Source organism: Enterobacter sp. UPMP2052, assembly GCF_053709675.1.
On sequence record NZ_JBSKJR010000003.1, the window covers coordinates 310,325 to 334,039 of the forward strand.

Below are 23,715 nucleotides of genomic sequence, written 5' to 3' on the forward strand. Positions count from 1 at the left end.
TAGGTGAACGATGTGAAGATAGGGATTTTTTCAGAAGACGTTGAGTACGACCTGAGCCAGTTCGATTGCGGAGAAGTAAGCCTTAACACCTTCCTTGCGGAACACCTTAAACGCCAGCATCGCGGGAAGTTTTTGCGTGCCTACGTTCTCACGACCCGCGAGGAAAACCCGCGAGTTCTGGGTTATTACACGCTCTCCGGGAGTTGCTTTGAAAAAGCTTACCTGCCCTCTAAAACTCAGCAGAAGCGCATTCCTTATAAAAATGTGCCGAGCGTAACCTTAGGGCGTCTGGCTATTGATAAACGCATTCAGGGGCAAGGTTTTGGTGAGTTACTTGTCACCCATGCTATGAAGACTGTCTATTTGGCCTCCTTTGCCGTCGGCATTCATGGTCTGTTTGTTGAAGCGCTGAACGATACAGCCAGAAATTTTTACCTCAAACTGGGGTTCATACCGCTTCTGGCCGAGAATGAATTCACGCTCTTCTTACCGACGAAAACCTTTGAAAGCATGTTTGAAGAGTGAACCCGGCACGTAACGCCCCGGCAAGCGGGGCGGCTGCGCCACCGGGCAGGGTTTAGCCCACAACCGACCTGGGTTCCATAAACGCGCGAATTCCCCACTCGCCCATCTCGCGCCCAACACCTGAGTGTTTGAACCCGCCGAACGGTGCTTTCGGTTCATGGGCAAGGGTGTTTACCAGCACCCGACCGGAAACGATCTGCTGTGCCACGCGGTGCGCACGCGCCACATCGCCGCCCAGCACCATCGCGCTCAGGCCATAGTCGGTATCGTTAGCAATGGCGACGGCCTCTGCCTCATCGCGATAAGGGATGACGCACAGCACCGGGCCGAAAATCTCGTCACGGGCAATCGCCATCTGATTATTCACGTCCGCGAACAGCGTCGGGCGCACAAACCAGCCGTCCTGCGTATCTTCCGGGCGACCTTCACCGCCCGCCAGCAGGCGTGCCCCCTCGTCGATGCCTTTACGAATATAGCTCTGCACCCGCTGCCACTGCTTTTCGCTGACCATCGGGCCGATTTCCGTGGCGTTATCGCGCGGATCGCCGGATTTCATCGCCGCCACCGCGTCGGCCAGCGCGGTTTCGATTTCCGCTTTGCGCGACTGGGGCACCAGAATGCGCGTGCCCGCCACGCAGGCCTGTCCGCTGTTCATAAACCCGGCCTGCACCACCAGCGGGATCGCGTTGGTAAGATCGACATCCTCCAGCAGGATCGTCGGGGATTTGCCGCCTAACTCCAGGGTGACGCGCTTAAAGCTTTCTGCGGCGTTACGCAGGATCGCCTTACCTGTCGCCGTCGAACCGGTAAACGAGATTTTTGCCACATCGGGATGGCGGCTGAGGGTTTCACCGACCCTGTCGCCGCGCCCGGTGACGATGTTAAACACCCCCGGCGGCAGGGCGGCATCAGCCAGCGCCTCGGTGATGACCCGGGTTTGCAGCGCGCTCATTTCGCTCGGCTTGATCACCGCCGTACAACCTGCCGCCAGCGCAACGGCCAGCTTGCCGCAGATAAAGCCAGCATCGCTGTTCCACGGCGTGATAAGCCCCGCCACGCCAAGCGGCACCATCTGTACCGTCGCGGCGCCCGCGGCAGAGGTAAATTCGAACGCCTCCAGCGCCGCAATGGCCTGAGCGATGACCTCCGCCGGATAGCTGGCCATCCACGCCGAGCGCGACGCGGGTGCGCCATACTCCTCAATAACGGCCTCAAGCAGTTCGTCATGACGGGCCACTACGGCGGCATGCATCCGTTTTAGCGCCGCGATGCGTTCCGCTTTGGACGTTTGCGACCACGCCGGAAAAGCAGCTTTGGCAGCTGCAATGGCGCGTTCGCCATCGACCTCATCCGCCAGACGCACCTGGCCGATAACCCGCGCCGTGGCGGGATTGTACAAATCAAAACGCTCGGTACCGTGCGGGGTAACAAACTCACCGTTGATAAAAATCTGTTCGATGTTGTGCATATAAACCTCCTCAGGCTGGATGAACACAGTCTGGCACGACTACGCCGTTGCGATAATCCACGCTATGCTGCAAGGGTTGTTTCGATTTTCAGGATAATCTATGCATCGTTCAGGTTTGACCGAGCTGGAAGTGGTTATGGCCGTCGTGCGCCGCGGCAGCTTTCGCGGCGCGGCGCAGGAGTTAGGGATGTCCGCCACGGCGGTGAGTAACGCCGTCGCCGGGCTGGAGAGCCGTCTTGATACCCGCCTCTTTAACCGCACCACCCGCAGCGTGGCGCTTACCGACGCCGGGCAGCGCTATGTGGCGCGCATTGGCCCGGCACTGCAGGAAATTCGCCAGGCCAGCGAGGAGATCCACAGCGATACCGGAGAACCTGCCGGCACGCTGCGCCTGAACGTACCGAACCATATCGGCACGCTGTTTCTGGATCGGTTGCTGATCGACTTTATGATCCGCTACCCGAAGATGCGCGTGGAGACGGTGAGCGAAGCGCGAATGATCGACATCGTCGCCGAAGGCTATGACGCCGGGATCCGCCTCCAGGAGTCCGTGCCGCAGGACATGATCGCCGTGCCGCTGACGGCCGATATCCGCCAGCTCGTTACCGCCACGCCGGGCTATTTCGCGCAGCACGGGATCCCCCAAACGCCGGACGATCTTCTGCAACATCAGGGGATTGGCATGCGTATGTCCCACGGGGGGATCTACCGCTGGGAGCTGGCACGTCGCGGTGAGACCTGCACTCTGGCGGTGCCGCCGCGCTTTGCGACGTCGGATCTTTTTGCGTCGATCGCGGCGGTAAAAGCCGGGCTTGGCGTCGGCTTTTTACCGGAACTTTATATTCAGGATGAGCTAAAAAGCGGGGAACTGGTGAGCGTTTTAAACGACTGGACGCAGCCGTTTGCCGGGCTGCGCCTTTACTATCCTGGTCATCGCCACGTCCCGCCAGGGTTACGGGCGCTGGTGGCGATGGTCCGCGAGCGCGGGGTTATTCTAGGTTAGCTTTATTCAGCCCGTAGGCCACATCCAGCGAGCCTGGCTCCATGCGGGAGGTGATACCCAGACGGTTCCAGGCGTTGATCGCCACGATGGCGAAGTTCAGCTCTGAAATCTCCACGTCTGAGAAATGCTCGGCCACGCTGCGGTACAGCGCGTCGCTCACGCCATGCACGCCAGGCTGCGTTAACGCTTCGGTGAAGGCCAGCGCCGCTTTCTCACGGGCGCTGAACAACGGAGACTCACGCCACGCGGCCAGATGGTACAGGCGCAGCTCGCGCTCGCCGGCGATTTTGGCCTCTTTCGAGTGCATATCCAGGCAGAAAGTACAGCCGTTAAGCTGCGACACGCGAATGTCGATCAGGTGCTTGAGCGCCGGGTCGATGGAGGTTTTCGCCACTTCCATGCTCAGGGCGGACAGGGCGTTGGCGAGGGCAGGTGTTGCTTTGTGGTGGTTTACGCGGGTGCTCATTGTCTTTCCTCATTTTGTGCGGGACAGGTCATGCGGTGAGGTAAATGTATCCGCAACATGACATAGTAAAAAGATACAAAACCTGTAAAACGAGGTAGGACATGAAGCCGGGCTATCACGATATCTATTCCCGCTATCGCGACAACATCACGCGCGGCGTACTTAAACCCGGCGATAAGGTCCCCGCCATTCGCGTGCTGGCCGAAGAGATGAAGGTGGCGCGCAAAACCGTCGAAACGGCCTACGCCATTCTCATCGGCGAAGGCTATCTGGTGAGCCAGGGCGCGCGCGGCACGAAAGTGAATCCGGATCTTCTGCTGCCCGCAAAAAATGCGCCTGCCGAACAGACCACCGGCACGCTGCCGGAATCACTGATTAGCCAGCGCGAGCGCGCCGGTTTTCTGCGCCCCGGCATCCCCTCTCTGGACAGTTTTCCCTATAAAAAATGGCTGCTGCTGTCGGGCCAGGCGACGCGCTCGATGCGTCAGGAGGAGATGCTCAGCCCGCCCGTGCTGGGCTGGTATCCGCTGCGTGAGGCCATTGCCCGCTATCTGAATATCTCACGCGGGCTGGCCTGCACGCCGGAACAGGTGCTGATCACCAGCGGCTACAGCGGCAGCCTGCGCTTGATCCTCGATACCCTCGCCAGCCGCAGCGACAAAGTGGTGTTTGAAGATCCCGGCTATTTTATGGGACAGCAGCTGCTCAAGCGCATCGTGCCGCGCCTGCACACCGTGCCGGTCGACCGCGCGGGCATGGATATCGATTACCTGCTGCGTAACCATCGCGATGCGCGCTTTGCCCTCGTTACGCCCTCGCATCAAAGCCCGCTGGCGGTAACTCTCTCTTTGCCGCGCAAACAGCAGCTGCTGGACTGGGCGAGCCAGAACGAAGCCTGGATTATTGAGGACGATTACGACGGCGAATTTCACTACACCCGCAAGGTACTGCCCTCGCTGAAAAGCCTCGACCATCACGACCGGGTGATCTTTATGGGAACCTTCAGCAAGACCATTATGCCCTCCCTGCGCCTGGGCTACCTGGTGATGCCCGCCAGCACCGTCGACGCCTTTACCGACTGCGCAGACATCGTCACCAGCGGCCAGCCCGTGCTGACACAAAAGATCCTCACCGCGTTTCTGAACGAGGGGCATTTTTTCCGGCATCTCAAGAAAATGCGTACGCTGTACCAGACCCGCCGGGAGTGGATGATTGCCGCCCTGCGTGAAGTGTATGGCGACCGGTTTTTCACCGAGCAAAACGACGGCGGGATGCATATCGTGGCGTTTCTGACGAAGGGAAGCTGCGACCGGGAGATCGCGCGCTGCTGGCAGGAACAGCGGCTGCAGGTCAATGCGCTCTCCGAGTGGTATCGCGGGTCGGGCAAACGTTACGGGCTGGTGATGGGCTATAACAACGTGCGGACGTATCAGGAGGCGCTGGATTTACTGGAAAGACCGAAACGGCAGACGCTTGCGCTGTTGAGCTGAAATCGCCGGGTGGCGGCTACGCCTGACCCGGCCTACATGTTCGAGCAGGCCCGGTAAGGCGAAGCCGCCACCGGGCAAAATCAGCGGCTCAGAACGTCCATGAAACGCTACCCACAATGCTGCGTTCTGCCCCGAAGTAGCAGTAAGAGAGAGAATTACACGCCGCCACGTAGTTCTTGTCCGTCAGGTTATTGACGTTGAGCTGCGCACTTACGCCCGTGAGCCCGACTTTCGACAGATCATACCCCACCACCATATCCACCAGCGTGTACGACGGCAGCGTATGGGTATTCTGGCGATCGCTGGTGATCCCGTTGACATAGCGCACGCCGGAACCCACGGTCAGGCCATCGAGCGGACCGGTTTTCACGTCGTAGCTCAGCCAGGCGCTGGCCATGTTACGCGGGGCATAGACGGCGCGTTTGCCCTCCTCTTCCGGGCTACTTTTCTTGTAGCGGATATCGGTATAGGTATAGGCCGCCTGCATGCGCAGGCTGTCGGTCAGCTGACCGATCGCCTCCAGCTCAACGCCTTCGGACTCGATTTCACCGATGGAACGGTACGGATCGGTCGGCTCCTCTTTGGTGGCAATGTTCTTCTGGTTAATACGGAACACCGAGGCGCTGAACTGGCTGTTCATCCCCTCCGGCTCATACTTCACCCCCGCTTCCCACTGCTTACCCTTCATGGGATCAAGAATGTTGCCCTGCTCGTCGGCAAAGCTGGTCGGCGTAAAGGCGGTGGAGTAGCTCACGTACGGCGCGACGCCGTTATCAAACAGATACAGCAGCGCCGCGCGGCTGCTGAAGTTGTTCTTATCCAGGTCGCTGCGGGTGTGGTTGAAGTTGTCGACGTTCGACACGCTCACCTGGTCATAACGCCCGCCCAGCGTCAGGCGCCAGCGGTCAACGGACATCTGATCCTGCAGGTAATAGCCGGTCTGGCGCAGCTTGTGCTTTTCCCTGCTGTACTGGGTGATGTAGTCCGGCTTCGCGCCGTAGACCGGGTGGAAAGCGTCAATCGGCGGGAAGCCGCCGTAATATCCGGTCACGTTGTTGGTGCGGTCCTGATAGTCCATACCGATCAGCACGCGGTGGTTCACAGCCCAGGTATCGAAGCTGCCGTCGACCTGGTTATCCAGGGTGATGGCGTTCATCTTCTCGTCGGAGCCGGAATAGCCGCGGTTCAACTCGGTGTCGTTCAGCCAGCCTGCGGCATACACCTGGTTCAGCTCCACGTTGGTGTGCAGGTAGCGCAGCTTCTGGCGCACGGACCAGCCGCTCTCAAACATGTGCTCAACGTTATAGCCGACCATATTTTCCCGACGATCGTACTTATCGTAATCGTCTTCACCTTCATAGAAGGTATTAGATATTTTCTTACCGCTGTGCGGTACAACGGTGCCGTCATACGGCAGGCCGGAGTGGCTGCCGCCTTCAGGATCCCGGTGCAGGTAGGCCATCAGCTCCAGACGGGTGTTGTCGGTGATGCGCCAGGTCAGGCTCGGCATCAGCGCATAACGCTCTTCCTTCAGGGGATCGAACTGGGAATCGGCGTAGCGGGTCATCCCGCTGAGTCGCACCGCCACGCGATCGTTATCATCAACCGGGCCGGTGACGTCGAACATCGCCCCACGCTGATTATTGTTCCCGGCGAAGAGCTTGATCTCCCCGCCCGGATCGAACGACGGCTTACGGGAGGTGAGCGCAACAATTCCGCCCGGCGATGAACGGCCATACAGCACGGAGGCCGGGCCGCGAACGACTTCGATATTGTCCAGGAACCACGGGTCAACCACCAGCGAGCTGTGGGAGTTGGTGTCTCCCATCATCTTCAGGCCGTCGAGGTAGACGTTATCCAGGCTGCCATCCGAGAAGCCGCGCAGGACGATGTAGTCGAAGCGGTTTGATGCACCAATCTGGTTGCTGTACACCCCCGGCGTGTAGCTCACGGCCTGACGCACGCTGGTTGCGCCCTGCTCTTCGAACTGCTCGCGGGTGACGATAGAGACCGACTGCGGGGTTTCAATATCCGGCGTTTCAAGCTTGGTGGCCGCAGACTGCATCTGCGACGTGACCACCACGGTATCTGTTTTTTGCGCATCCTGCGCCAGTAACGGAAAAGCGACGCTACCGGTAACCCATCCCACCAGCAGTGCCAGACGCGATTTAGCAAACATAACTCTCTCCAGAGATATTTCTTATTGTTAATAAGAATTATTACCTTTTTGAGAGTGCAAACGGCTATGCGCGCCGCCAGGTTATGTATGCGCGATGCTAAAGCGCACGGAATACGTTCGCGCGATAAGCGAAATTACGTTAGCGGAGTTTACGCACGTCACCCGGAGAAATCCCGTAATGACGGCGAAAGGCGGTGGCGAAGTTGGTGGCATGTTGATACCCGCACATCCACGCCGCCTGCTGCACGCTGTGGCCTTCCAGCAGATAGCGACGCGCCAGCGCAAGGCGGCAGTCGCGCAGGTAGTCGAAGAGCGTGCAGCCGTAGCGCTGACGGAACTTGCTGCGCAGGCTGCTTGGGCTCATGGCGGCAAGGGCTGCCAGCTGCGCCAGCGTATGATCGCGTTCAGGAGACTGTTCCAGCAGACTCCGCACGCGTTCCAGGCGCGCATACTCAGGCCGGCTCGGGCCAGGCTGCTGGCGGTGGCTCAGGCCATGACCTAGCAACTGATACATCAGCCCTTCCAGTAACAGCTTGCGTGAGAGCGCGCTTCCTCCATGCTGCTGCGCATGTTGAATGCCTGACATAACATACTCGGGAACATGCCAGACAAAGGTAGGTGCATTCAGGCCGTGCCATTCCACAAGCAGCGACTCAAGTAGGGCTTCACGTCCGGCATCGTGCGGGTATACGCCAAACGAGAGCGTTTTCAGCGAGCTGTCGGCTTCATGACGCGCGCACATTACCTGCTCTTCACTCAGCCTTGAGCTGAATGCCATGCCGGGGCGAACGGTGTAGTCGATGCCATTGATCGTGAGTGTTACGCACCCTTCCAGCACCACCAGCATATAGAGCGGGCTGCTGTGCCGAGAGGTGGTTTCATAGGGCTGTAATACACGCACATCGGAATGGGTGAGAGAAATGCCGGACGAAAGCGTCATCTCTTCCACATTCCCCTGCAACACGGGGCTGCCGCTGTTATGCGCATTGTTTAACTGCGGGAAACGATAATCGATGCCGTAGCGCTCGCCGAATAGCTGAAAATCCTCAACAAAAAAAATGCGCTTCGCTGATCTATTTTCACTCTGGAGCATAATTCGGTGCCTGCATCGGGGAAAGGACAGGCAAAACAGTACCATTCATTTGCAATGGCAGCAATCACGGGCCGCAGACACTATTACGCTCCGGACGAAGCCGGAGCGAAAATAGATATTTCTCTGCGACAAAGCGTTTTTATGCTTCTTGCCACTCAGCGAAAACCTCTTTATGGTTTTTGGTCAGCACGACTTTATTATCCTCAACCTTGTCGACCCAGCCGAGAGGAATAAAGTGGTGCTTGCCGCCTGATTCAGGGTCGCTTTTCGAGAGCTTGATGCGCTCACCGTCCAGATGGTCAACTACGCCGACGTGCGTTCCGCAGCTGGCTACAACCTGAGTATGATCCTTAATTTCGCTTTTATTAATCATGTTGTTTCTCCTGTTTCGGTTATTTGGCTGTTGCACGGAATTAACTGTAGTCCATAAATTGGGTTTCCAGGCGTTTATTAGCATTTTGAAACAACATTGACAGGCTATAAATTGAGGGCTACTTAAGCGCGCAACTATTAATAGCGGGGGAATAAGAATTATGTGAATTATCCCTGCGCATTGACCCATCTTTTATAATTACTCTTTCGCAACCCATGAGGAGGTATTAATGACGATTGACCATAATCGCGCAGAAATTTCGCTGGCTCTTGGTGAAGCGGTATTAGACATCGTGCAAAAAGGCCATGAAGTTTCACGAGAAAATCTGGCACAGGCTATGAAAATCAAAGCGGAAAGAGAGCGTGACGATGAACGGCTCCTGAACTACTGGAAAGCCTGTAATATGCTGGTCTGACTGACGCGGCGTTTAGCCTGGCTAAACGCCGCTTTGCTTTACTCGTCGAAGAACCAATAGCCCTGGTTAATCAGGTCGGTCAGCTCTTCTACAAACGCCGGGTTATTCAGCGCCTCGCCAAGCTCGGCCTGACCCAGCTCGGTGTAGCGGCACAGCGCATCTGCCCCTTTCGCATCCACCGTTTCCAGCAACTCGCTGTTGATAAAGAAACGTTCGCCAATGTTCAGCACGCGCAGACCGCTCAGACGGGACAGCGTTTCTCCGCCCTGCAGGGCATCAAGCACCTCTTCCGGCGCGTACGGTGGCTCCGCCGCAGCGATATCCAGCTCGTGACGCGGCGTAGAGACAAAGCTGCCGAACCACTTTGTGAAATCATCGGGTTTGGCGATCATGTCGATCATCATCTGACGAATGCGATCGAGTTCGTACTGCTCAACGCGGCCCGGATGCTCACGGCAGGTCAGATCCGGATCGCTGTAGTGCTCGCCGCCAAGATCGTTTTCCAGGGCGTAATCGGCAAAGCTGCTGATCAGATCGCGACCGTTTGGCCCGCGGAAACCGACGGAGTAGTTCAGCGCGGTTTCGTGGGTGAAACCGTCATGCGGGAATCCAGGCGGAATATAGAGGATATCGCCCGGCGCCAGATCTTCATCAATGATGGGCTCAAACGGATCGACGTGCAGCAGGGCAGGATGCGGGCAGAACTGGCGCATCGGCAGCTTGTCCCCCACGCGCCAGCGACGGCTGCCCATCCCCTGAATGATAAACACGTCGTACTGGTCAATGTGCGGACCCACGCCGCCGCCCGGCACAGAGAAGGAGATCATCAGGTCATCAAGACGCCAGTCCGGCAGCACGCGGAACGGACGCACCAGCTCTGCCGCAGGCATATGCCAGTGGTTTACCGCCTGCGCCAGCAGGGACCAGCCGGTTTCGCCAAGATCGTCGAAATGCTCAAACGGGCCATTGCTGGCCTGCCATTTACCGTTGGCATGGCTCACCAGACGGCTATCCACCTCCGACTCCATGGCCAGACCGGCCAGCTCGTCCGGCGTAATCGGATCGACAAAATTCGGGAAGGCATTTTTCAGCACAACGGGTTGTTTCTGCCAGTATTTTTCGAGAAATTCCGGCCAGTTCAGGTTCAGTTGATACGCCATGGGTAGCACCATTGAGAGGGTAGACAGGCGCGATTATGGAAGAGAGCGAGACAGGCTGCTTTGTCGTGGGTCAAGCGAGGATAAAATGCCTGGGAATGTAGGTCGGGTAAGGCGAAGCCGCCACCCGACACATACACGGCGGGAGTGCTTAATCGAGCTTCAGTTCGTCGTAATGGGTAATCATTTTGCCCACAATGCCGTAGTCCAGCGCTTCTGCCGGAGACATCCAGAAGTTGCGGTCGGTATCTTTTTTCACTTTTTCCAGCGGCTGGCCGGTGGCGTCGGCGATCAGCTTGTTCACGCGATCCAGCATGCGGATGATCTCGCGCGCTTCAATCTCGATATCCGTTGCCTGGCCGCGCACGCCGCCCAGCGGCTGGTGGATCATAAAGCGGGTATTCGGCAGCGAGTAGCGGTGCTCTTTTTTCGCCGCCAGGAAGATGGTGATCCCCGCGCTTGCCACCCAACCGGTACCGATGACGTGGACTTCCGGGCGAATGAACTTGATGAAGTCATGGATGGTATCACCCGCTTCGACGTGGCCGCCCTGGCTGTTGATATACAGCTTGATCGGATCGTTGCTCACGCTTTGCAGCAGGATCATCTGGGTGATGACTTTCTGCGCCAGCTCCTGGTTGATCTCACCGGAGATCACAATGGAGCGGGACTCCAGCAGTTTTTGCTGCAGAGCGCCCGCGCCGTTTGACCCTTCCGCTTTTTCCTTGTCGCTTTCTTTCAGTGTGTAGTGCATTGTTGTTTCCTCAGCATGTCGCGCTCAAAACCAGAGTGTAGCCTGTTTTACCTGTTAAAGTCCGCAGACACAAACACGGAGGGAGTTTATGCATATTGCGCATGTCGCACTCTGGACCCGTCATCTCGATGCACAGGTTCAGTTCTGGGAAACGGTTTTTGGCGGGCGCAGCAACGAACGCTATGTCAGTCAAAACCGTCCGGGGTTTGAATCACATTTTATTACGCTCGATAACGGCCCCACGATTGAGCTGATGACGCTGCCGGACCTGCCCGACGCGCCCGCGTACCCGGAGTTTATCGGCTGGGCGCATATTGCTATCGACGTTGGCAGCAAAGCGAACGTCGATAGCATGGCGGCGGTGGCGCGGGCAAGCGGCACCCTGCTCGGTGCGCCGCGCCTGACCGGGGACGGTTTTTACGAAGCGGTGATTACCGACCCCGACGGCAACCGCATAGAACTTGTCGGGGCATAAACGCGCAGCCTGTTGGCGCTTCGCTTATCAGCCCTGTGAGGTTTGATTTTGCAGGCCGGGTAAGGCGCAGCCGCCTCCCGGCGCTTTCGCAGACGCGTTCCGCTCCGCCAGCAGGCGGCAAATCTCCGCATGCTTCTCCTCGGTAAAGGTGAAGCGCGACATGCAACCCAGCCGGATCAGCGAGCCGATGGCCGGTAGCAGGCAGATGCCGAAGAACAGCCCCGTGAGCACGCCGTCGCTCTGGGTTTGCGCCTGCGGCACATAGCCAATCATCGTCAGGAACACGCCGATTAACCCGCCGCCCACCGCGACGGACATCTTGCCGGTAAAGGTCTGCCCGGAGAAGGTGATCGCCGCGCAACGCTTGTGGGTGTGGTACTCGGCGTACTCGATGGTATCGGCAATCATCGACGAGGTGAGGATGTTGGTCATCATCACGAACAGCGTGCTCAGGCCGAGCAGGATGAACAGCAGCGCCGTGTGCTGATAGCCCGCAAACCACATTACCACGCGTACCGCCACGTCCAGCCCGCAGAGGATCATAAACAGCTTTCGCTTCTGCATCCTGCGCGTCAGCATCGGGGCGACCAGGCACACCACCGCCGCCACTATCCCCATGATGCCAATCGCCATCTGCAGGCTGCCGTCGCCCAGATTGTAGATAAAGAAGTAGATGTAAATCCCGTTGGCCACGTTATGGAACACGCAGAAAAAGAACGACAGCAGGACGATAAACAGCGGCTTATTCTGGCGCAGGTTGTGGAACGTATCGCGCATCGTCACCTTTTCGGGGCTGGGCGGCACGCGCTCTTTGATCTGCATAAAGCCGTTAAGCATCAGCGGCAGGCCCACCAGCATCATGACCAGCGCCGCCATAAAGTAGCCTTTATCGTTGCTGTACTGGGCGAAGAACGCCGCCAGCTTCGGGAAGAAGATGTTGGCGCAGGCAATCCCGGCGTTGACTCCCAGCATTGCCGCCGAACCGCACGGGTGCGCTGGCCGGAGTCGTTGGTCATCACCGAGGACATGGACCAGAACGGGATATCGGAGATGGCATATAGCGTCCCCCACAGGATGTACGTCACCCCGGCGTAGAGGATTTTGGTGGTCATATCCGCTTCGATTTTATAGAACGCCAGCAGGGTAACCGTGGTGATCAGCAGCGGTGCCAGCAGCAAAAAGTGGCGAAATTTGCCGAACCGGGTGTTAATGGTGTCCATAATGCTGGCAAACAGCGGGTCGTGGACCGCATCCCACGCCCGGGCAATCAGGAAGATGGTGCTCGCCGCCAGCGCCGAGATCCCCAGCACGTCGGTGTAAAAATAGTTGATAAACGAACCCACTAGTCCAAAGCTAAAACACTGACCTAAACCATAACCAAAGTAAGACCATAACTCGCGAGACGGTATTTTCATTGTCATTGCCATCGTCATATGCCTGCCTGTTGCCCGGCGGTGGACCGCCGGGTCGTTATTATTAGCCCTGCACGTTCGGGGCGATTTTACGCAGCTTCTGCATCAGCGCGATTTCCGCGCGCGAGAACGGGATGCCGTTCTCCTCGAACACATCGTGGAACCACAGGCGGCAGTAGTCCGTGGACTCTTTCATCACCACCGGCCACGGCAGCCAGGTCTGGGTTTTTCCGCGCACCAGGCCCCACTGGTACGGCGCGACCTTCGCCATGTACATCAGCGGAAGTTGTTCTTCAATGGTGCCGCCGACGTGGCGCGCCAGCCATTCGGTGCAGAAGATCGGGCGGCCCAGCGCCTGCAGCTGCTGGATAATCGCCGTCATGCGCCCGGTATTGGTGTAGGCGTGGTAGCTCACCACGTCCGACAGTTCCAGCGCGGTCTGGTCCAGCGGATGTTGGTAGAACGTCTCGCCCTCCTCTTCCGCCGGCAGCCGCCACGCGCAGACGGTGAGCGGCTGGGTCGGGTCTTCTTCACGTACCCACCTGAACGCCAGCTTCATCAACTCGTGCGCGCAGGTTTCCAGCTTCTCGTCGTACAGCACCTCTTCCGTGCCCGTGGCGAAAATGCCGCGGTTGCCCGGCTCGTTATACAGATCCCACAGCAGCACGCGCTTGTCGTCGCGGAACTGGCGAACAACGTCGCGGATATAGCGCTCAATCTGCGGCCAGCAGTCGCGATCGCACACTTTATCGCGCCCCGGGCTCGCCGCCGCCTGGCTGTTATGCTTGCCCGGCACGGGCGGCTTCTGCGGGCCGAGGTACGGCTCATCGCCGGAGAAACCGCAGTCGTCCATCAGGGTCAGCATGGTGCTGAACCCACGTTTATCGGCAATCGTCAGAAAACGGTCGATGCGTGCCATCAGGCCGTCGCGATCGTGCTCCCAGACAATAAACGGCAGATTGATGCGCAGGGTGTTGTACCCTGCGTCGGCCGCCCAGCCCAGCTCGCGGTCGATCGTGTCGGCATCGAAGGTCTCTTGCTGCCAGATATCGGTCCAGTTCACCGCCGTGGAGGGCAGGTAGTTAAACCCGCACAGCCAGCCTTGCTGCTGATACCACGCCTGCGCCTGGTCCTTGCTCCATTGCTCTTTCATTGCGTATCCTCACACTGATAATGTTTAGCTAATAAATATTAGCTGTGGGATAAATGAGCAAATCACGGTGATGAGAAAAGCGATGCTTCTCACAAAGTTCACGCTTCGTTGAAGAAGAAACGTGATCGGCGGCGCGGAAGCGGACGGTTAAGGTATGATGCGAATTCGCGAGAGGGAGAGGACGAATGAAGCGAAAGACAAAAGTGACGATGAACGATATTGCGCGGGCGGCGGGGGTGTCGCAGGCGACGGTATCGCTGGTGCTTAGCCAGTCGCGCAACATCAAGCTCAGCGACGAGACCCGCCAGCGGGTGATCGGCATTGCCACCGACCTGGGCTACGACCGTCTTCCCGCCGTCCACGCCCCGCGCAACCAGGAAGAGATCGCCCTGCTGGTGAGCTCGCTGCAAAGCTACGATCCCTTTATCGACGCCATTAGCCAGGCGCGGGAAGCCGCGTGGCGCAACGAAGCGCTGCTCACGGTGTACGATTACGGGGATGACATTGAGCTGGCCCTGAACATCATCCGCCAGTTGGAGAAGCGCAACTGCATCGGGATTATCCTCGCCTCCCCCGTCACTACGCTGGTGGACATGACCGCGTTTCAGGACTGTACCCGCATTCCGCTGGTGCTGCTCAACCAGCGCGACCCCGGCTCGCCGCTGCTGCCCTCCTTTGTCCCGGACGACTTCGCCAACGCTTTCCAGGTGACGAAACACCTCATCGCCTGCGGCGCGACGCGCATCGCCCACATCACCGGCGAGAGCTGGATGGAGGCCTCGCGCCAGCGTCTGGCAGGCTACCAGGCCGCCTTACAGCAGGCCGGTTTAACATGTGACGAGAGCCTGGTGCGCCAGACCAACTGGCAGTTCAGCGAATCTTTTACCGCTACCGCCTCCCTGCTTGAGATGGCCGAACGCCCGGACGCCATCTTCTGCGCCAGCGACTGGCTGGCGATCGGCTGCTATCAGGCGCTGGCGGTGAACGGCGTTCGTCTCCCGCAGGATATGCTGCTGGCGGGTTACGACGACCAGAAGATCTCCGAGCAGCTCACCCCGCCGCTGACCAGTATTCAACTGCCCTACAGCGAACTGGGCCGGCTGGCGGTGGAGTACCTGTGTAATCAGGAAGATGCCGCCACGCACGTGACGCTGGCGGGCCGACTGAAGGTGCGGGCATCAACCAGCCGCTTTACCCCTGCGTAACCGCGTGATAGGTTAAAGGGATGAACATATACTCCGCATTACTCACTGTGAAACGTTGGTGGCAGCCTTCTTAAAGGCGGCACGGAGTTGTTTTCCCATTTTCAGATAGCCGCCGAAAGGCGGCTTTCACATTTCTAAGACCCCTTTCGGCAACTGCCCATTAAGGAGTCTTTATGAACGCGCAAACCATCCTCACCGGCGACCGTCCAACCGGCCCGCTGCATCTCGGCCATTTCGTCGGATCGCTGCGCCAGCGCGTGGCGCTCCAGCAGACGCATAACCAGTTCGTACTGATTGCCGACCTGCAGGGCCTGACCGACAACGGCAGCAACCCGCAGAAGATCCGCGATAACATCCCTGAAGTGCTGGCCGACTATCTTGCGGCGGGCATCGACCCGAACCTGACCACGATCTGCCTGCAATCCGCCCTGCCCGCCCTCGCGGAGTTGACGATGCTGTATATGAACATCGTCACCGTCGCCCGCGTGGAGCGTAATCCGACGGTGAAAAACGAGATTGCGCAGAAGGGCTTCGCCCGCTCGCTGCCGGTCGGGTTTATGGCCTACCCCATCAGCCAGGCGGCGGACATCACCGCATTTAAGGCCGAGTGCGTGCCCGTCGGCGACGACCAGCTGCCGATGATTGAGCAGACCAACGAGATTGTGCAAAAGATGAACAGCCTGCTGCCGACGCCAGTGCTACGCCACTGCAAGGCGATGCTGAGCGACACCAGCCGCCTGCCCGGCATCGACGGCAGCGCCAAAATGTCGAAATCGCTCGGCAACACGCTGCACCTTTCGGCCAGCGAAGAGACTATCCACCGTGCGGTCAGCGCGATGTACACCGACCCGAACCACCTCAAGGTGAGCGATCCGGGGCAAATTGAAGGAAACGTGGTGTTTACTTACCTCGACGCGTTTCATCCGGATAAAGCCAAAGTGGCGGCGATGAAGGCACATTATCAGGCGGGCGGGCTTGGGGACCGTATGTGTAAGAACGAGCTGGAGGCGTGCCTGCAGGAGCTGATTGCGCCGATGCGGGAGCGGAGAGCGATGTACATGCAGGATAAAGGGGAACTGATGGCGATGCTCAAGCGCGGGACCGAACGGGCGCAGGGAGTGACGCAAGGGACGTTGAGGGAGGTGAAGGTTGGGCTGGGGGTGCCGGTGTTTTAAAATAACGCCCTGCAGCGTGCGTATTTAAATATTACATACGCTGCATAATATTACATTTCAGCAACGCAACGAGCATTACATTTTTAAATAACGACAACCGTTATTATCCTTCCTTAAAATATGATCAATATCAATCCGGATATTTCATTCAGATTTTAGCCCGGCCTATTAATCACTTTATGTATATTCGCCATACCGCCTAAAACCTAGCATTGCTGCATTTACTCATCTTCCCCTACAAGGAATTGCCATGCAGTTTTATACCAATGAATTCACGGCTGCGTTAAAAACGGAAATAGATCGTTCATCTTTTTCCGATGAAGAACTTGCTGCCATGCCTGAGGACGCACGCGCTATCGTTGCCGAAAAAGAAGCCTTTCATCGGCAACATCCCGTCACCGCCATCTGGCGAATTGCCACGGCTGGCAGCCAGACCCGACTGGGCGGCGTTGTTCTTCCTGTCGATCGTGAAGCCACAATGCTCATGGATGATGGCAGTTACACCAGCGTGATTGTCGAAGGAGACTTTGTGGCCTATTCGGATGGAACGCTCGCCACGATTATGACCTCAGCTGGCGAAGCGTTTTCCTGGAGACGTCAGGGCGTTGCGCTGGTAGGTAGTCTGCTTGATAACGATGACGAAATAATTTGCACGCCGCTCGGCAGTACTTATCTGGTCACCCGCGAAGGTATTCCACCTCATGAGGATTTCTTAACATGGCCCGGAGAATAGGCCATGGGCTACCGCTCCACCAACTACGGCCGCGGTCAGGCGCTGCAAGGCGACCGAACGACCACTGGCGCAATATGCTGTAGCACCCTGCCCAACTGCACCGAGTACGGTCGCGGCGTTATCCGCGTTGGCGATAAAACCACAGCATGCCCTAAATGCGGTAAGCAGGGCGTTATTGCTGACGGCGAACCTCGCGTTAACTGGATGGGACAAACCTCAGCCGTCGATGGTTCTGTTGTCATTTGTGGCTGCCCGCACGGAACCAACCGCGTGATCGCCCCATCAGGAGAGTGGCTCGGCTCCGGTCCCTCTCCTGAACAGATCGCACAGGAAAAGCATCAGGCTATGCTCACAGCACGCCGAAAAGAGCAAGAGGCCGAAGCGCAGCGTCAAGCAAAAGAACGCGAACGCAACCGGGTCTTTGCGAAATCCTGCCTGCGCGGTGAAGGCTGTAACGATGCAGGCACCGGAAGTGAACCGCATACCAACTTCGCCGAGATGGCATTTTATCAGGCCATGCCCAACGACGCCGCTCAGCACGCCCAGGCGGCAAAGCGTAAGGCGATCCCAAAGCCGAAGCAACGTAGTGCGCTCTATCTTTGGTGGAATGGGCATCACGAGGAGATGGACTATCAGGCCGCCGTTTCAGCAGAAGAAAGGGCCTGGATTGCACGAACCGCAATAGCCGATGCCAGCGAACTTGCCCTTGTTGGCGGGCGCACCGTCACGCCCGGCACTTGGGCCGTGCGCGGCGCGGCACTTGGCGAAATAGCCAATGGAGGCCTCGGCGCACCTGTTGCAGGGCTGCTGTTAGGGATGTACCCCGGCAAGCTGAACGACGGCGAGCAGGATTTTATCGACCGGATGCGCGCCGAGCAGATGCGGGAAGCCCCTACCCGCGTTCGCTTCACCTGGGAGAACGACGCCAGCGGTAACCCGACACCGCGCGGCTGGCATACTCCACCGGGCAAAGACAGCGTGCGTGTTCGCAGAATGGAGTGGGATAGCCGCCGCCAGGCGTACACCTTTACCACCGAAGAAGATCCCGGCATCACCCTCATCTGGACCCCGGACCGTACCGGAGAGAATAAGCCGTGGGATACGGGCAATCACAACCCGGTGCGGATACCGAACCCGGTTGTGGTTGATCCACTGCCGGAGGATACGAGGATTGGTGCGACGACCAGCCCGACACCGGAAGAGAGGACGTTTGCGGATTACATTCTGATTCTGCCGGTAGGCGGGGTGCCGCCGATTTATATCTATATCCGCCATAATCCCGGACAGGTCACAGGCAAGGGGCAGAAAATTAGCGGCATTTGGTTATCTGATGCGAATGCGGGTAATGGGTCTCCCATTCCGAGCCAGATAGCGGATCGGTTACGTGGGCAGACATTTACGGACTTTGACCAGTTTCGTAAGGCGTTTTGGCTGGAGGTGTCGAGGGAGCCAGTGCTGCTGGAGCAATTTATCATTAACAATCAATCAAATATTCAGAGCGGAGCTTCTCCTTTTACCCCAGCAATAGATAAAGTCGGTAAAAGAAATCGGTATGAGATACATCACATTAATCCTATAAGTCAGGGCGGTGCTGTATATGATCTAGATAATATGAGCATAACAACACCTAAACATCATATTGATATACATCGAGGAAATTAGGATGAAAACCATCAGCGATTATACTGAAAAAGAATTTTTAGACTTGGTAAGAAAAATTTGTACTGCCGAAAGTGATACAGAAGAAGAAGGAAGTTTATTGGTTTTAGAGTTTGAACGTCTTTCTGAACATCCTAATGGATCTGATGTTATTTTTTATCCAGAGGAAGGTAAAGATTACAGTCCGGAAGGTATTGTTCGAGAAGTGAAGGAATGGCGCAGAGAACATGGCAAATCCGGATTCAAGGAATAAAAACCAAAAACAATGCCGCGCTTTCGGGCGCGGATTGTATGCAAAAAAATTCAATAAGATAAAAGAGTGGCGTCAGCGTCGTGGTAAACCTTGCTTCAAGTCTGAGTGATTTTTTAGGATTAAAACAATGATCGTTTACTCTATAGATATATACAGTAAAACAGATGAACTTTTACTTTATGAAATCATAATCTCTCAGCGAAATGTAGCTGCGCTGTATGACATTATGGGTATTTCAGATGAAGATGAAGCCGACTTCTCGTATGGCATCGGTGTTTATAATATAAATGAGAAACAGGCACATCTCTTAGAAAAACTCATAGGAAGATCATTCTACTCGGAAGATCTAATTTTTCAGCTTTCAGGGGGAAAGATTTAACAAAACTAAATATCTATAGTTCCTTTTTTCTCGACGGAGTTTAAGGAGACTCATCTGGTCGGTAATTCGTGATTCAAGTGCACGGAACGAATGAGCTGATTTACTATTAAACCATAGAACGGAATTATAAAGATGACTATAAATATTGATGCAATAATTGGATATTTGGGGAAAAGTAATATCGAACTAGCAGATGCAGGTTTTATTTCAAAAAAATCATATCCAAAGGGGCATTCGGGCTCTGTGAACATGCACCTGAACATGGAAATAGAAGGCATCAATTTAAGTTTTTTAAGAGAAACACAAACCCTTGTTGAGATAAACCTTGAAATTCGTAAAAGGGAGAATTCCAAATGGAACTTTCCAAACATTCTTCCAACTCCACTTCGCCAGCATATGCCTCGCGAATGGGTCCACAGCACTTTTGGTCACCCGGCAGGATATGTTTCGCCTAAGACCATAATGAACCGAGCTTTTGGTTGGGTCGAAAAATATAATTTGGAAGGTTTTAGGGTACCCGTGAGCATGCAAGTCGATTATGGCATGGATGACGTGTTGAAGAAGTTGCTTTCATCCTTACTTCTGAGATGAATTGGTAAAGGCTGAAGAACGAAGAGGCATAATAATTAATGAGATGAATATAATGAAAACGTTGTGTGATGATACGGAGAGTGATTTCTTAGAATTAGTCAGAAAAATCTGTCATGCAGAAGGTCAAACTGAAGAAGATGAGAATCGATTGGTTAGAGAATTTAAACGGCTTACCGAGCACCCCGCAGGCTCTGACCTGATTTTTTATCCTTAAGAGGGCAAAGATTATAGTCCGGAAGGCATTGTTAGAGAAGATAAGGAGTGGCGTAGCGCAAATGGTAAACCCGGTTTCAAACCATAGCAAAGTTATTCGCGCTTGCTGGACCTGTACTCTACTTCACACCTTATCGAATAGAGGGTGACTGTTAAGTTCCGGATAGCCAATTGAAACTAACGAATACGGAATATTTTAAATGGAACCCACTCTCTCACAAGTCATTGAGGTTGTTCGGAACTCCTCAAGCGAGCATCGTAAGCCTATTGACAGCAACACCTGGATTGAGGCCGATTTGCACATTTGCGGTATGGACGGCGAAGACCTACTGGAAGACTGCGAAAAAGCGTTTGGCGTTCAGCTTGCTACGGAAGAAGATGGCTATATGAAAACGTTCTCTCTAGCGGAGAATGAGTATCTGTTTACGGGCGAAGGCCTGGATTTTTTTGGCATCTGTCGATTTATGCGCTGGGTGCGCGGCATACCCGAACCGGTTATCCGCGATTTAACCGTTGGCGAACTTCACGCTGTGCTGGTTAACGCGGTCAAACAGCAAGTAAAGCGCGGTTAAATTTTGCTTAAAACGGGCATGGGATGACATGCCCGTATCGTTTTATTGCTTCAAGGATTACATGAGGCGGGAAACACAGTTACTCAGACATCGCCGGCCCAATTCCCCGTTTCACAATCGGGATATCACCCGTATCATTCAGCGCCCCGGGAAATGTGATTAACCACTGCGCAACTTTTTGCTTATTTATATTCGTCATACTCATGCCTTCCAGGCATCCCCATAATTCTCTTGTATGTTGTGGCGTAATCACAATACAGTCTTTCATCACTCTGATTTTCACTGGCATGCCGTCGATAAAGCCCGCCCGGGTTAACCAACCGCCGCCGAGAGGAAGAAATTTATTCTCCACGCGTGCATACAGTTCGCAGCAGGCTGCGCTCTCTTCCGGCGTTGCTGCCCGTGGATGCACGGGTGCGCTTTCCGGGCGGTTGCCGTGCAGACGGCGGGGGCTGTTTTTGCGTACCCGCTCGCGGTTTTCAATCATGCCGGTGAAAGCGTCTGATTCTGTTTTGCAAACGGTAAACTCTGGCTTAAAATTCATCGCAGCCATTTTCAACTCCTCAGTAGTTGGTAGTGGTTAGCGGTATGGGGGTGTTGCAGCACCTTCATATCGCGAATTCCTCGTTAAATATTCTTCGATACTTCCTTTGGCCGTTCGGCGTAATTTCTGGTGCTTATTATACCGTGCTGAATATAAATACAGCGGTTTGGCGTGGGGTAAATTTGGAATTTGCGAGGGGGATTCAGGAAAGAGGGTTGGTTGTTTTTTAATTACAGAAGCGACAATGCTTTGCCCGAGCAACACTTCCTCTCACCTCTCCCTGTCCTCTCAGACCTCTCAAAATTCACCAAACCTATAGATTAACGATTTACATCACCCTGATTTTGTTATGTGATCCTGTTACAGGCTTAAGTAACGCCCTGCCCAGCCAACCGTAACAGGACTTCATCGATGGAATTTTATCAGGCCGATCCGACGCTTGAGAACTACTGGCGTGGTGTGATCCTCTTTGGAAGGAACGTCGCATCTTACAAATTTGCGCTGGCGTCTGCCTTGTATGAAGTGGATAAGTCAGGTAGCGATTTGATAACGCTAGACCAGCTTGCCGTGCCGTTCAGCCACTATCTTTGCGAGCACCTGGAGCATGCACCAAAACAGATCACCTCCCGCAGCAGCCGATTTCTGGAAACCTGTCTGAAGTTCAACAGAGGTGAAATCACCCATGCCCAGCTCATTGAAGCGACGGTGCGCCTTGGCTTTAACAACGTGATTGATGCCTTTCATTACGTGAACCAGGGCGAGATCGATAAACGTTTTTTCATTGATGAGCGCAAAACCCACAACGGGATCCGCCTGACGGACAACTTCTTTAAACTGGGCGAACGCCTGCAGTATAAAAACCTCGCCTTTGAAACCAATGCCCGATGGAACCTGGTGGAACAGGCCTGGTCGATGGGGATTTCACGTAACCTTGTGGGCGTGGAGTTCGACGAAGATAATCAGCTGTTATTCACGAGGGTGAACGCGCGTCGCGTAGACATCACCAGCTGCCGCGACAGTCTGAATGGATACCAGAAAGGACGATGTTTTTACTGCTTCAAACCCATCAGCCTGGTACCGGGAGACGCAGCACTTGCAGACGTCGACCACTTTATTCCCTGGGCTGCCCGCCATGAAGTGAGCAATATTAACGGCGTATGGAACTTAGTGCTGGCCTGTCGGTGTTGTAACCGTGGCGCCGAAGGCAAATCTGCACGCATTCCCGACCTCAGGCTCCTGCAGCGGTTACACACCCGCAATGAGTATTTTATTCAGAGCAAACTGCCGTTACATGAGACGATTGTTCAACAGACAGGGCAACGTCCTGAAGTACGGAAAAGCTTTCTTCAGCGTAACTGGCAGGCCGCGCTGAACAAACTTATCCATACCTGGAGACCCAACGCGGAAGGCGAGGCAACATTTTAATGACTCTTCACTACTATCAGAACCACGCGCAGGATTTCTTCGATGGCACGGTCAATGTCGATATGACTCCGCTTTACGAGGCCTTTACCCAACACCTGCCTCACGGTGCCCGGGTTCTGGATGCTGGCTGCGGTTCAGGACGAGACGCAAAAGCATTTTATGAGATGTGTTATCAGGTGGATGCTTTTGATGCCTCTTCCGCAATGGTGGAACTGGCAAGGCAACATACCGGGTTACCCGTGCAGCTGATAACGTTTTCAGATATCGACTATAAAGCGCAGTATGATGGGATCTGGTGCTGTGCCTCTTTGCTGCATGTCCCCTCTTCTGAGCTGCCTGCGGTCATGCAGAAGCTTGCGGATGCGCTTAAGCCTGGCGGCGTCTGGTACGTGTCCTTTAAGTATGGCAGCGGTGAGCGCGTGCAGGGTGAAAGACGGTTTACGGATCTGGATGAAGAGGGGTTGCAGGAGTTGCTGAAGGCGATTCCGGGGATGGAAATAGCTTCGCTGTGGGCGACTCAAGATAACCGCCCGGACAGGGATGAGACATGGCTGAATGGAATATTACGAAAAAACATTGCTTGTTCATCGCGTTAAGCTAATCGATAGGTAGTATGTTAACTTAGTAATTCAACATTTTGGTCAGCTAAACTTCACCCGTGGCGGTGTCGAAGTAAAGATAGAAAGAATCCCCATTTGATTGTTCAGATTTCGACCAGATGAATCGCCACGGATAATCTAGACACTTCCGAGCCGTTGATAATACTGCTTTTCATATTCTGTCGGTGACATCTGATTGCTCGAACCATGCCGACGCTTACTGTTATAAAACATTTCGATGTAATCAAAAATATCGCTGCGGGCTTCTTCCCGCGTTCCGTAGATCTTTTTCTTTATCCGTTCGCGTTTCAGCAACTGGAAAAAGCTTTCTGCAACCGCATTATCGTGACAGTTACCGCGACGGCTCATGCTCCCCTCCAGGCCGTGTGCTTTTAGGAACGACT

The 23,715-nt window shown here is 55.4% G+C and carries 24 protein-coding genes and 3 pseudogenes; 16 read left to right on the forward strand and 11 right to left on the reverse strand.

Translation table 11 applies throughout. The features are described 5' to 3' along the window. The first annotated feature begins 3 nt into the window (after positions 1 to 3). Positions 4 to 525 carry a GNAT family N-acetyltransferase gene (locus ACWKX3_RS13435; protein WP_006174149.1) on the forward strand — a complete coding sequence of 174 codons (522 nt, stop codon included), beginning with the start codon at positions 4 to 6 and terminating at the stop codon, positions 523 to 525. A gap of 52 nt (positions 526 to 577) precedes the next feature. Here the strand turns inward: ACWKX3_RS13435 and ACWKX3_RS13440 are convergent, their stop codons facing one another. Continuing rightward, positions 578 to 1,993 (reverse strand): aldehyde dehydrogenase family protein, encoded by a 1,416-nt coding sequence (locus tag ACWKX3_RS13440; RefSeq protein ID WP_454541934.1) that lies wholly within the window; start codon positions 1,991 to 1,993, stop codon positions 578 to 580. A 100-nt stretch (positions 1,994 to 2,093) separates the two neighbouring features. Here ACWKX3_RS13440 and ACWKX3_RS13445 point away from each other — a divergent pair, with 100 nt between their 5' ends. Next, positions 2,094 to 2,996: a LysR family transcriptional regulator gene (locus tag ACWKX3_RS13445; protein WP_454541935.1), complete on the forward strand. Its 903-nt coding sequence runs from the start codon at positions 2,094 to 2,096 to the stop codon at positions 2,994 to 2,996. On the opposite strand, the gene ACWKX3_RS13450 is transcribed toward ACWKX3_RS13445, so the two are convergent. Beyond that, positions 2,983 to 3,462, reverse strand: a complete 480-nt coding sequence (locus tag ACWKX3_RS13450) for a carboxymuconolactone decarboxylase family protein (protein WP_006174154.1) — start codon at positions 3,460 to 3,462, stop codon at positions 2,983 to 2,985. The two genes, ACWKX3_RS13445 and ACWKX3_RS13450, sit on opposite strands and share 14 nt — an antisense overlap. Positions 3,463 to 3,563: 101 nt before the next feature. Here ACWKX3_RS13450 and pdxR point away from each other — a divergent pair, with 101 nt between their 5' ends. Next, the gene (gene pdxR, locus ACWKX3_RS13455; protein ID WP_454541936.1) at positions 3,564 to 4,952 is read left to right on the forward strand and encodes a MocR-like pyridoxine biosynthesis transcription factor PdxR; all 1,389 of its coding nucleotides are present in this window, start codon (positions 3,564 to 3,566) and stop codon (positions 4,950 to 4,952) included. Between the two features lie 88 nt (positions 4,953 to 5,040). Here the strand turns inward: pdxR and foxA are convergent, their stop codons facing one another. From foxA to ACWKX3_RS13470, 3 genes are all read right to left on the reverse strand, one after another. Next, positions 5,041 to 7,149, reverse strand: a complete 2,109-nt coding sequence (foxA, locus tag ACWKX3_RS13460) for a ferrioxamine B receptor FoxA (protein ID WP_454541952.1) — start codon at positions 7,147 to 7,149, stop codon at positions 5,041 to 5,043. 121 nt (positions 7,150 to 7,270) lie between these two features. After that, positions 7,271 to 8,224, reverse strand: coding sequence for a helix-turn-helix domain-containing protein (locus ACWKX3_RS13465; protein WP_454541937.1), 954 nt, complete (start codon positions 8,222 to 8,224; stop codon positions 7,271 to 7,273). A gap of 139 nt (positions 8,225 to 8,363) precedes the next feature. After that, positions 8,364 to 8,597 (reverse strand): DUF2171 domain-containing protein, encoded by a 234-nt coding sequence (locus ACWKX3_RS13470; protein WP_006174163.1) that lies wholly within the window; start codon positions 8,595 to 8,597, stop codon positions 8,364 to 8,366. 229 nt (positions 8,598 to 8,826) lie between these two features. Between ACWKX3_RS13470 and ACWKX3_RS13475 the strand changes: the two genes are divergently transcribed. Then, positions 8,827 to 9,012: a DUF2767 domain-containing protein gene (locus tag ACWKX3_RS13475; protein WP_153689003.1), complete on the forward strand. Its 186-nt coding sequence runs from the start codon at positions 8,827 to 8,829 to the stop codon at positions 9,010 to 9,012. Between the two features lie 38 nt (positions 9,013 to 9,050). On the opposite strand, the gene ACWKX3_RS13480 is transcribed toward ACWKX3_RS13475, so the two are convergent. After that, on the reverse strand, positions 9,051 to 10,172 hold the full coding sequence (locus tag ACWKX3_RS13480; protein WP_454541938.1) for a ribosomal protein uL16 3-hydroxylase: 1,122 nt from the start codon (positions 10,170 to 10,172) through the stop codon (positions 9,051 to 9,053). Positions 10,173 to 10,320: 148 nt separating this feature from the next. Continuing rightward, positions 10,321 to 10,926: pseudogene (locus ACWKX3_RS13485) on the reverse strand (ATP-dependent Clp protease proteolytic subunit); the annotation flags it as partial. An 85-nt stretch (positions 10,927 to 11,011) separates the two neighbouring features. Between ACWKX3_RS13485 and ACWKX3_RS13490 the strand changes: the two are divergent. Next, entirely contained in the window at positions 11,012 to 11,398 is a 387-nt protein-coding gene (locus ACWKX3_RS13490) for a VOC family protein (protein WP_058609591.1), read from the forward strand. 27 nt (positions 11,399 to 11,425) lie between these two features. On the opposite strand, the pseudogene ACWKX3_RS13495 reads toward ACWKX3_RS13490, so the two are convergent. Both ACWKX3_RS13495 and ACWKX3_RS13500 read right to left on the reverse strand, forming a co-directional pair. After that, positions 11,426 to 12,831: pseudogene (locus ACWKX3_RS13495) on the reverse strand (MFS transporter). Positions 12,832 to 12,874: 43 nt separating this feature from the next. Next, positions 12,875 to 13,963: a cellulase family glycosylhydrolase gene (locus ACWKX3_RS13500; RefSeq protein WP_006174175.1), complete on the reverse strand. Its 1,089-nt coding sequence runs from the start codon at positions 13,961 to 13,963 to the stop codon at positions 12,875 to 12,877. Positions 13,964 to 14,148: 185 nt separating this feature from the next. Here ACWKX3_RS13500 and ACWKX3_RS13505 point away from each other — a divergent pair, with 185 nt between their 5' ends. The 9 genes and pseudogenes from ACWKX3_RS13505 to ACWKX3_RS13545 all read left to right on the forward strand — a co-directional run bounded on the left by ACWKX3_RS13505 (position 14,149) and on the right by ACWKX3_RS13545 (position 20,743). Further along, the gene (locus tag ACWKX3_RS13505; protein WP_454541939.1) at positions 14,149 to 15,168 is read left to right on the forward strand and encodes a LacI family DNA-binding transcriptional regulator; all 1,020 of its coding nucleotides are present in this window, start codon (positions 14,149 to 14,151) and stop codon (positions 15,166 to 15,168) included. A 173-nt stretch (positions 15,169 to 15,341) separates the two neighbouring features. After that, positions 15,342 to 16,343, forward strand: a complete 1,002-nt coding sequence (trpS, locus tag ACWKX3_RS13510) for a tryptophan--tRNA ligase (RefSeq protein WP_454541940.1) — start codon at positions 15,342 to 15,344, stop codon at positions 16,341 to 16,343. 250 nt (positions 16,344 to 16,593) lie between these two features. After that, positions 16,594 to 17,076 (forward strand): hypothetical protein, encoded by a 483-nt coding sequence (locus tag ACWKX3_RS13515; protein WP_454541941.1) that lies wholly within the window; start codon positions 16,594 to 16,596, stop codon positions 17,074 to 17,076. A gap of 3 nt (positions 17,077 to 17,079) precedes the next feature. After that, on the forward strand, positions 17,080 to 18,738 hold the full coding sequence (locus ACWKX3_RS13520) for an S-type pyocin domain-containing protein (RefSeq protein WP_454541942.1): 1,659 nt from the start codon (positions 17,080 to 17,082) through the stop codon (positions 18,736 to 18,738). Position 18,739: 1 nt separating this feature from the next. Next, entirely contained in the window at positions 18,740 to 18,988 is a 249-nt protein-coding gene (locus tag ACWKX3_RS13525; RefSeq protein ID WP_153681959.1) for a bacteriocin immunity protein, read from the forward strand. Positions 18,989 to 19,115: 127 nt separating this feature from the next. Next, a complete protein-coding gene (locus ACWKX3_RS13530; RefSeq protein ID WP_454541943.1) occupies positions 19,116 to 19,367 on the forward strand; it encodes a DUF7683 domain-containing protein in 252 nt (83 codons plus the stop codon). Positions 19,368 to 19,499: 132 nt separating this feature from the next. Next, complete coding sequence (locus ACWKX3_RS13535; protein WP_454541944.1) at positions 19,500 to 19,958, forward strand: DUF6392 family protein; 459 nt, start codon at positions 19,500 to 19,502, stop codon at positions 19,956 to 19,958. 52 nt (positions 19,959 to 20,010) lie between these two features. Continuing rightward, a pseudogene (locus ACWKX3_RS13540) lies at positions 20,011 to 20,259 on the forward strand (bacteriocin immunity protein). A gap of 112 nt (positions 20,260 to 20,371) precedes the next feature. Continuing rightward, positions 20,372 to 20,743 carry a hypothetical protein gene (locus tag ACWKX3_RS13545; RefSeq protein ID WP_454541945.1) on the forward strand — a complete coding sequence of 124 codons (372 nt, stop codon included), beginning with the start codon at positions 20,372 to 20,374 and terminating at the stop codon, positions 20,741 to 20,743. Between the two features lie 79 nt (positions 20,744 to 20,822). On the opposite strand, the gene ACWKX3_RS13550 is transcribed toward ACWKX3_RS13545, so the two are convergent. After that, the gene (locus tag ACWKX3_RS13550; RefSeq protein WP_454541953.1) at positions 20,823 to 21,296 is read right to left on the reverse strand and encodes a SymE family type I addiction module toxin; all 474 of its coding nucleotides are present in this window, start codon (positions 21,294 to 21,296) and stop codon (positions 20,823 to 20,825) included. 402 nt (positions 21,297 to 21,698) lie between these two features. Between ACWKX3_RS13550 and ACWKX3_RS13555 the strand changes: the two genes are divergently transcribed. Further along, positions 21,699 to 22,712, forward strand: a complete 1,014-nt coding sequence (locus tag ACWKX3_RS13555; RefSeq protein ID WP_454541946.1) for an HNH endonuclease — start codon at positions 21,699 to 21,701, stop codon at positions 22,710 to 22,712. Further along, complete coding sequence (locus ACWKX3_RS13560; RefSeq protein ID WP_454541947.1) at positions 22,712 to 23,308, forward strand: class I SAM-dependent methyltransferase; 597 nt, start codon at positions 22,712 to 22,714, stop codon at positions 23,306 to 23,308. The genes ACWKX3_RS13555 and ACWKX3_RS13560 overlap by 1 nt, the downstream gene beginning before the upstream one ends. A gap of 141 nt (positions 23,309 to 23,449) precedes the next feature. Here the strand turns inward: ACWKX3_RS13560 and ACWKX3_RS13565 are convergent. After that, positions 23,450 to 23,715, reverse strand: a 266-nt coding sequence (locus tag ACWKX3_RS13565; protein WP_454541948.1) for an IS3 family transposase, incomplete at its 5' end; no start/stop codon positions are given.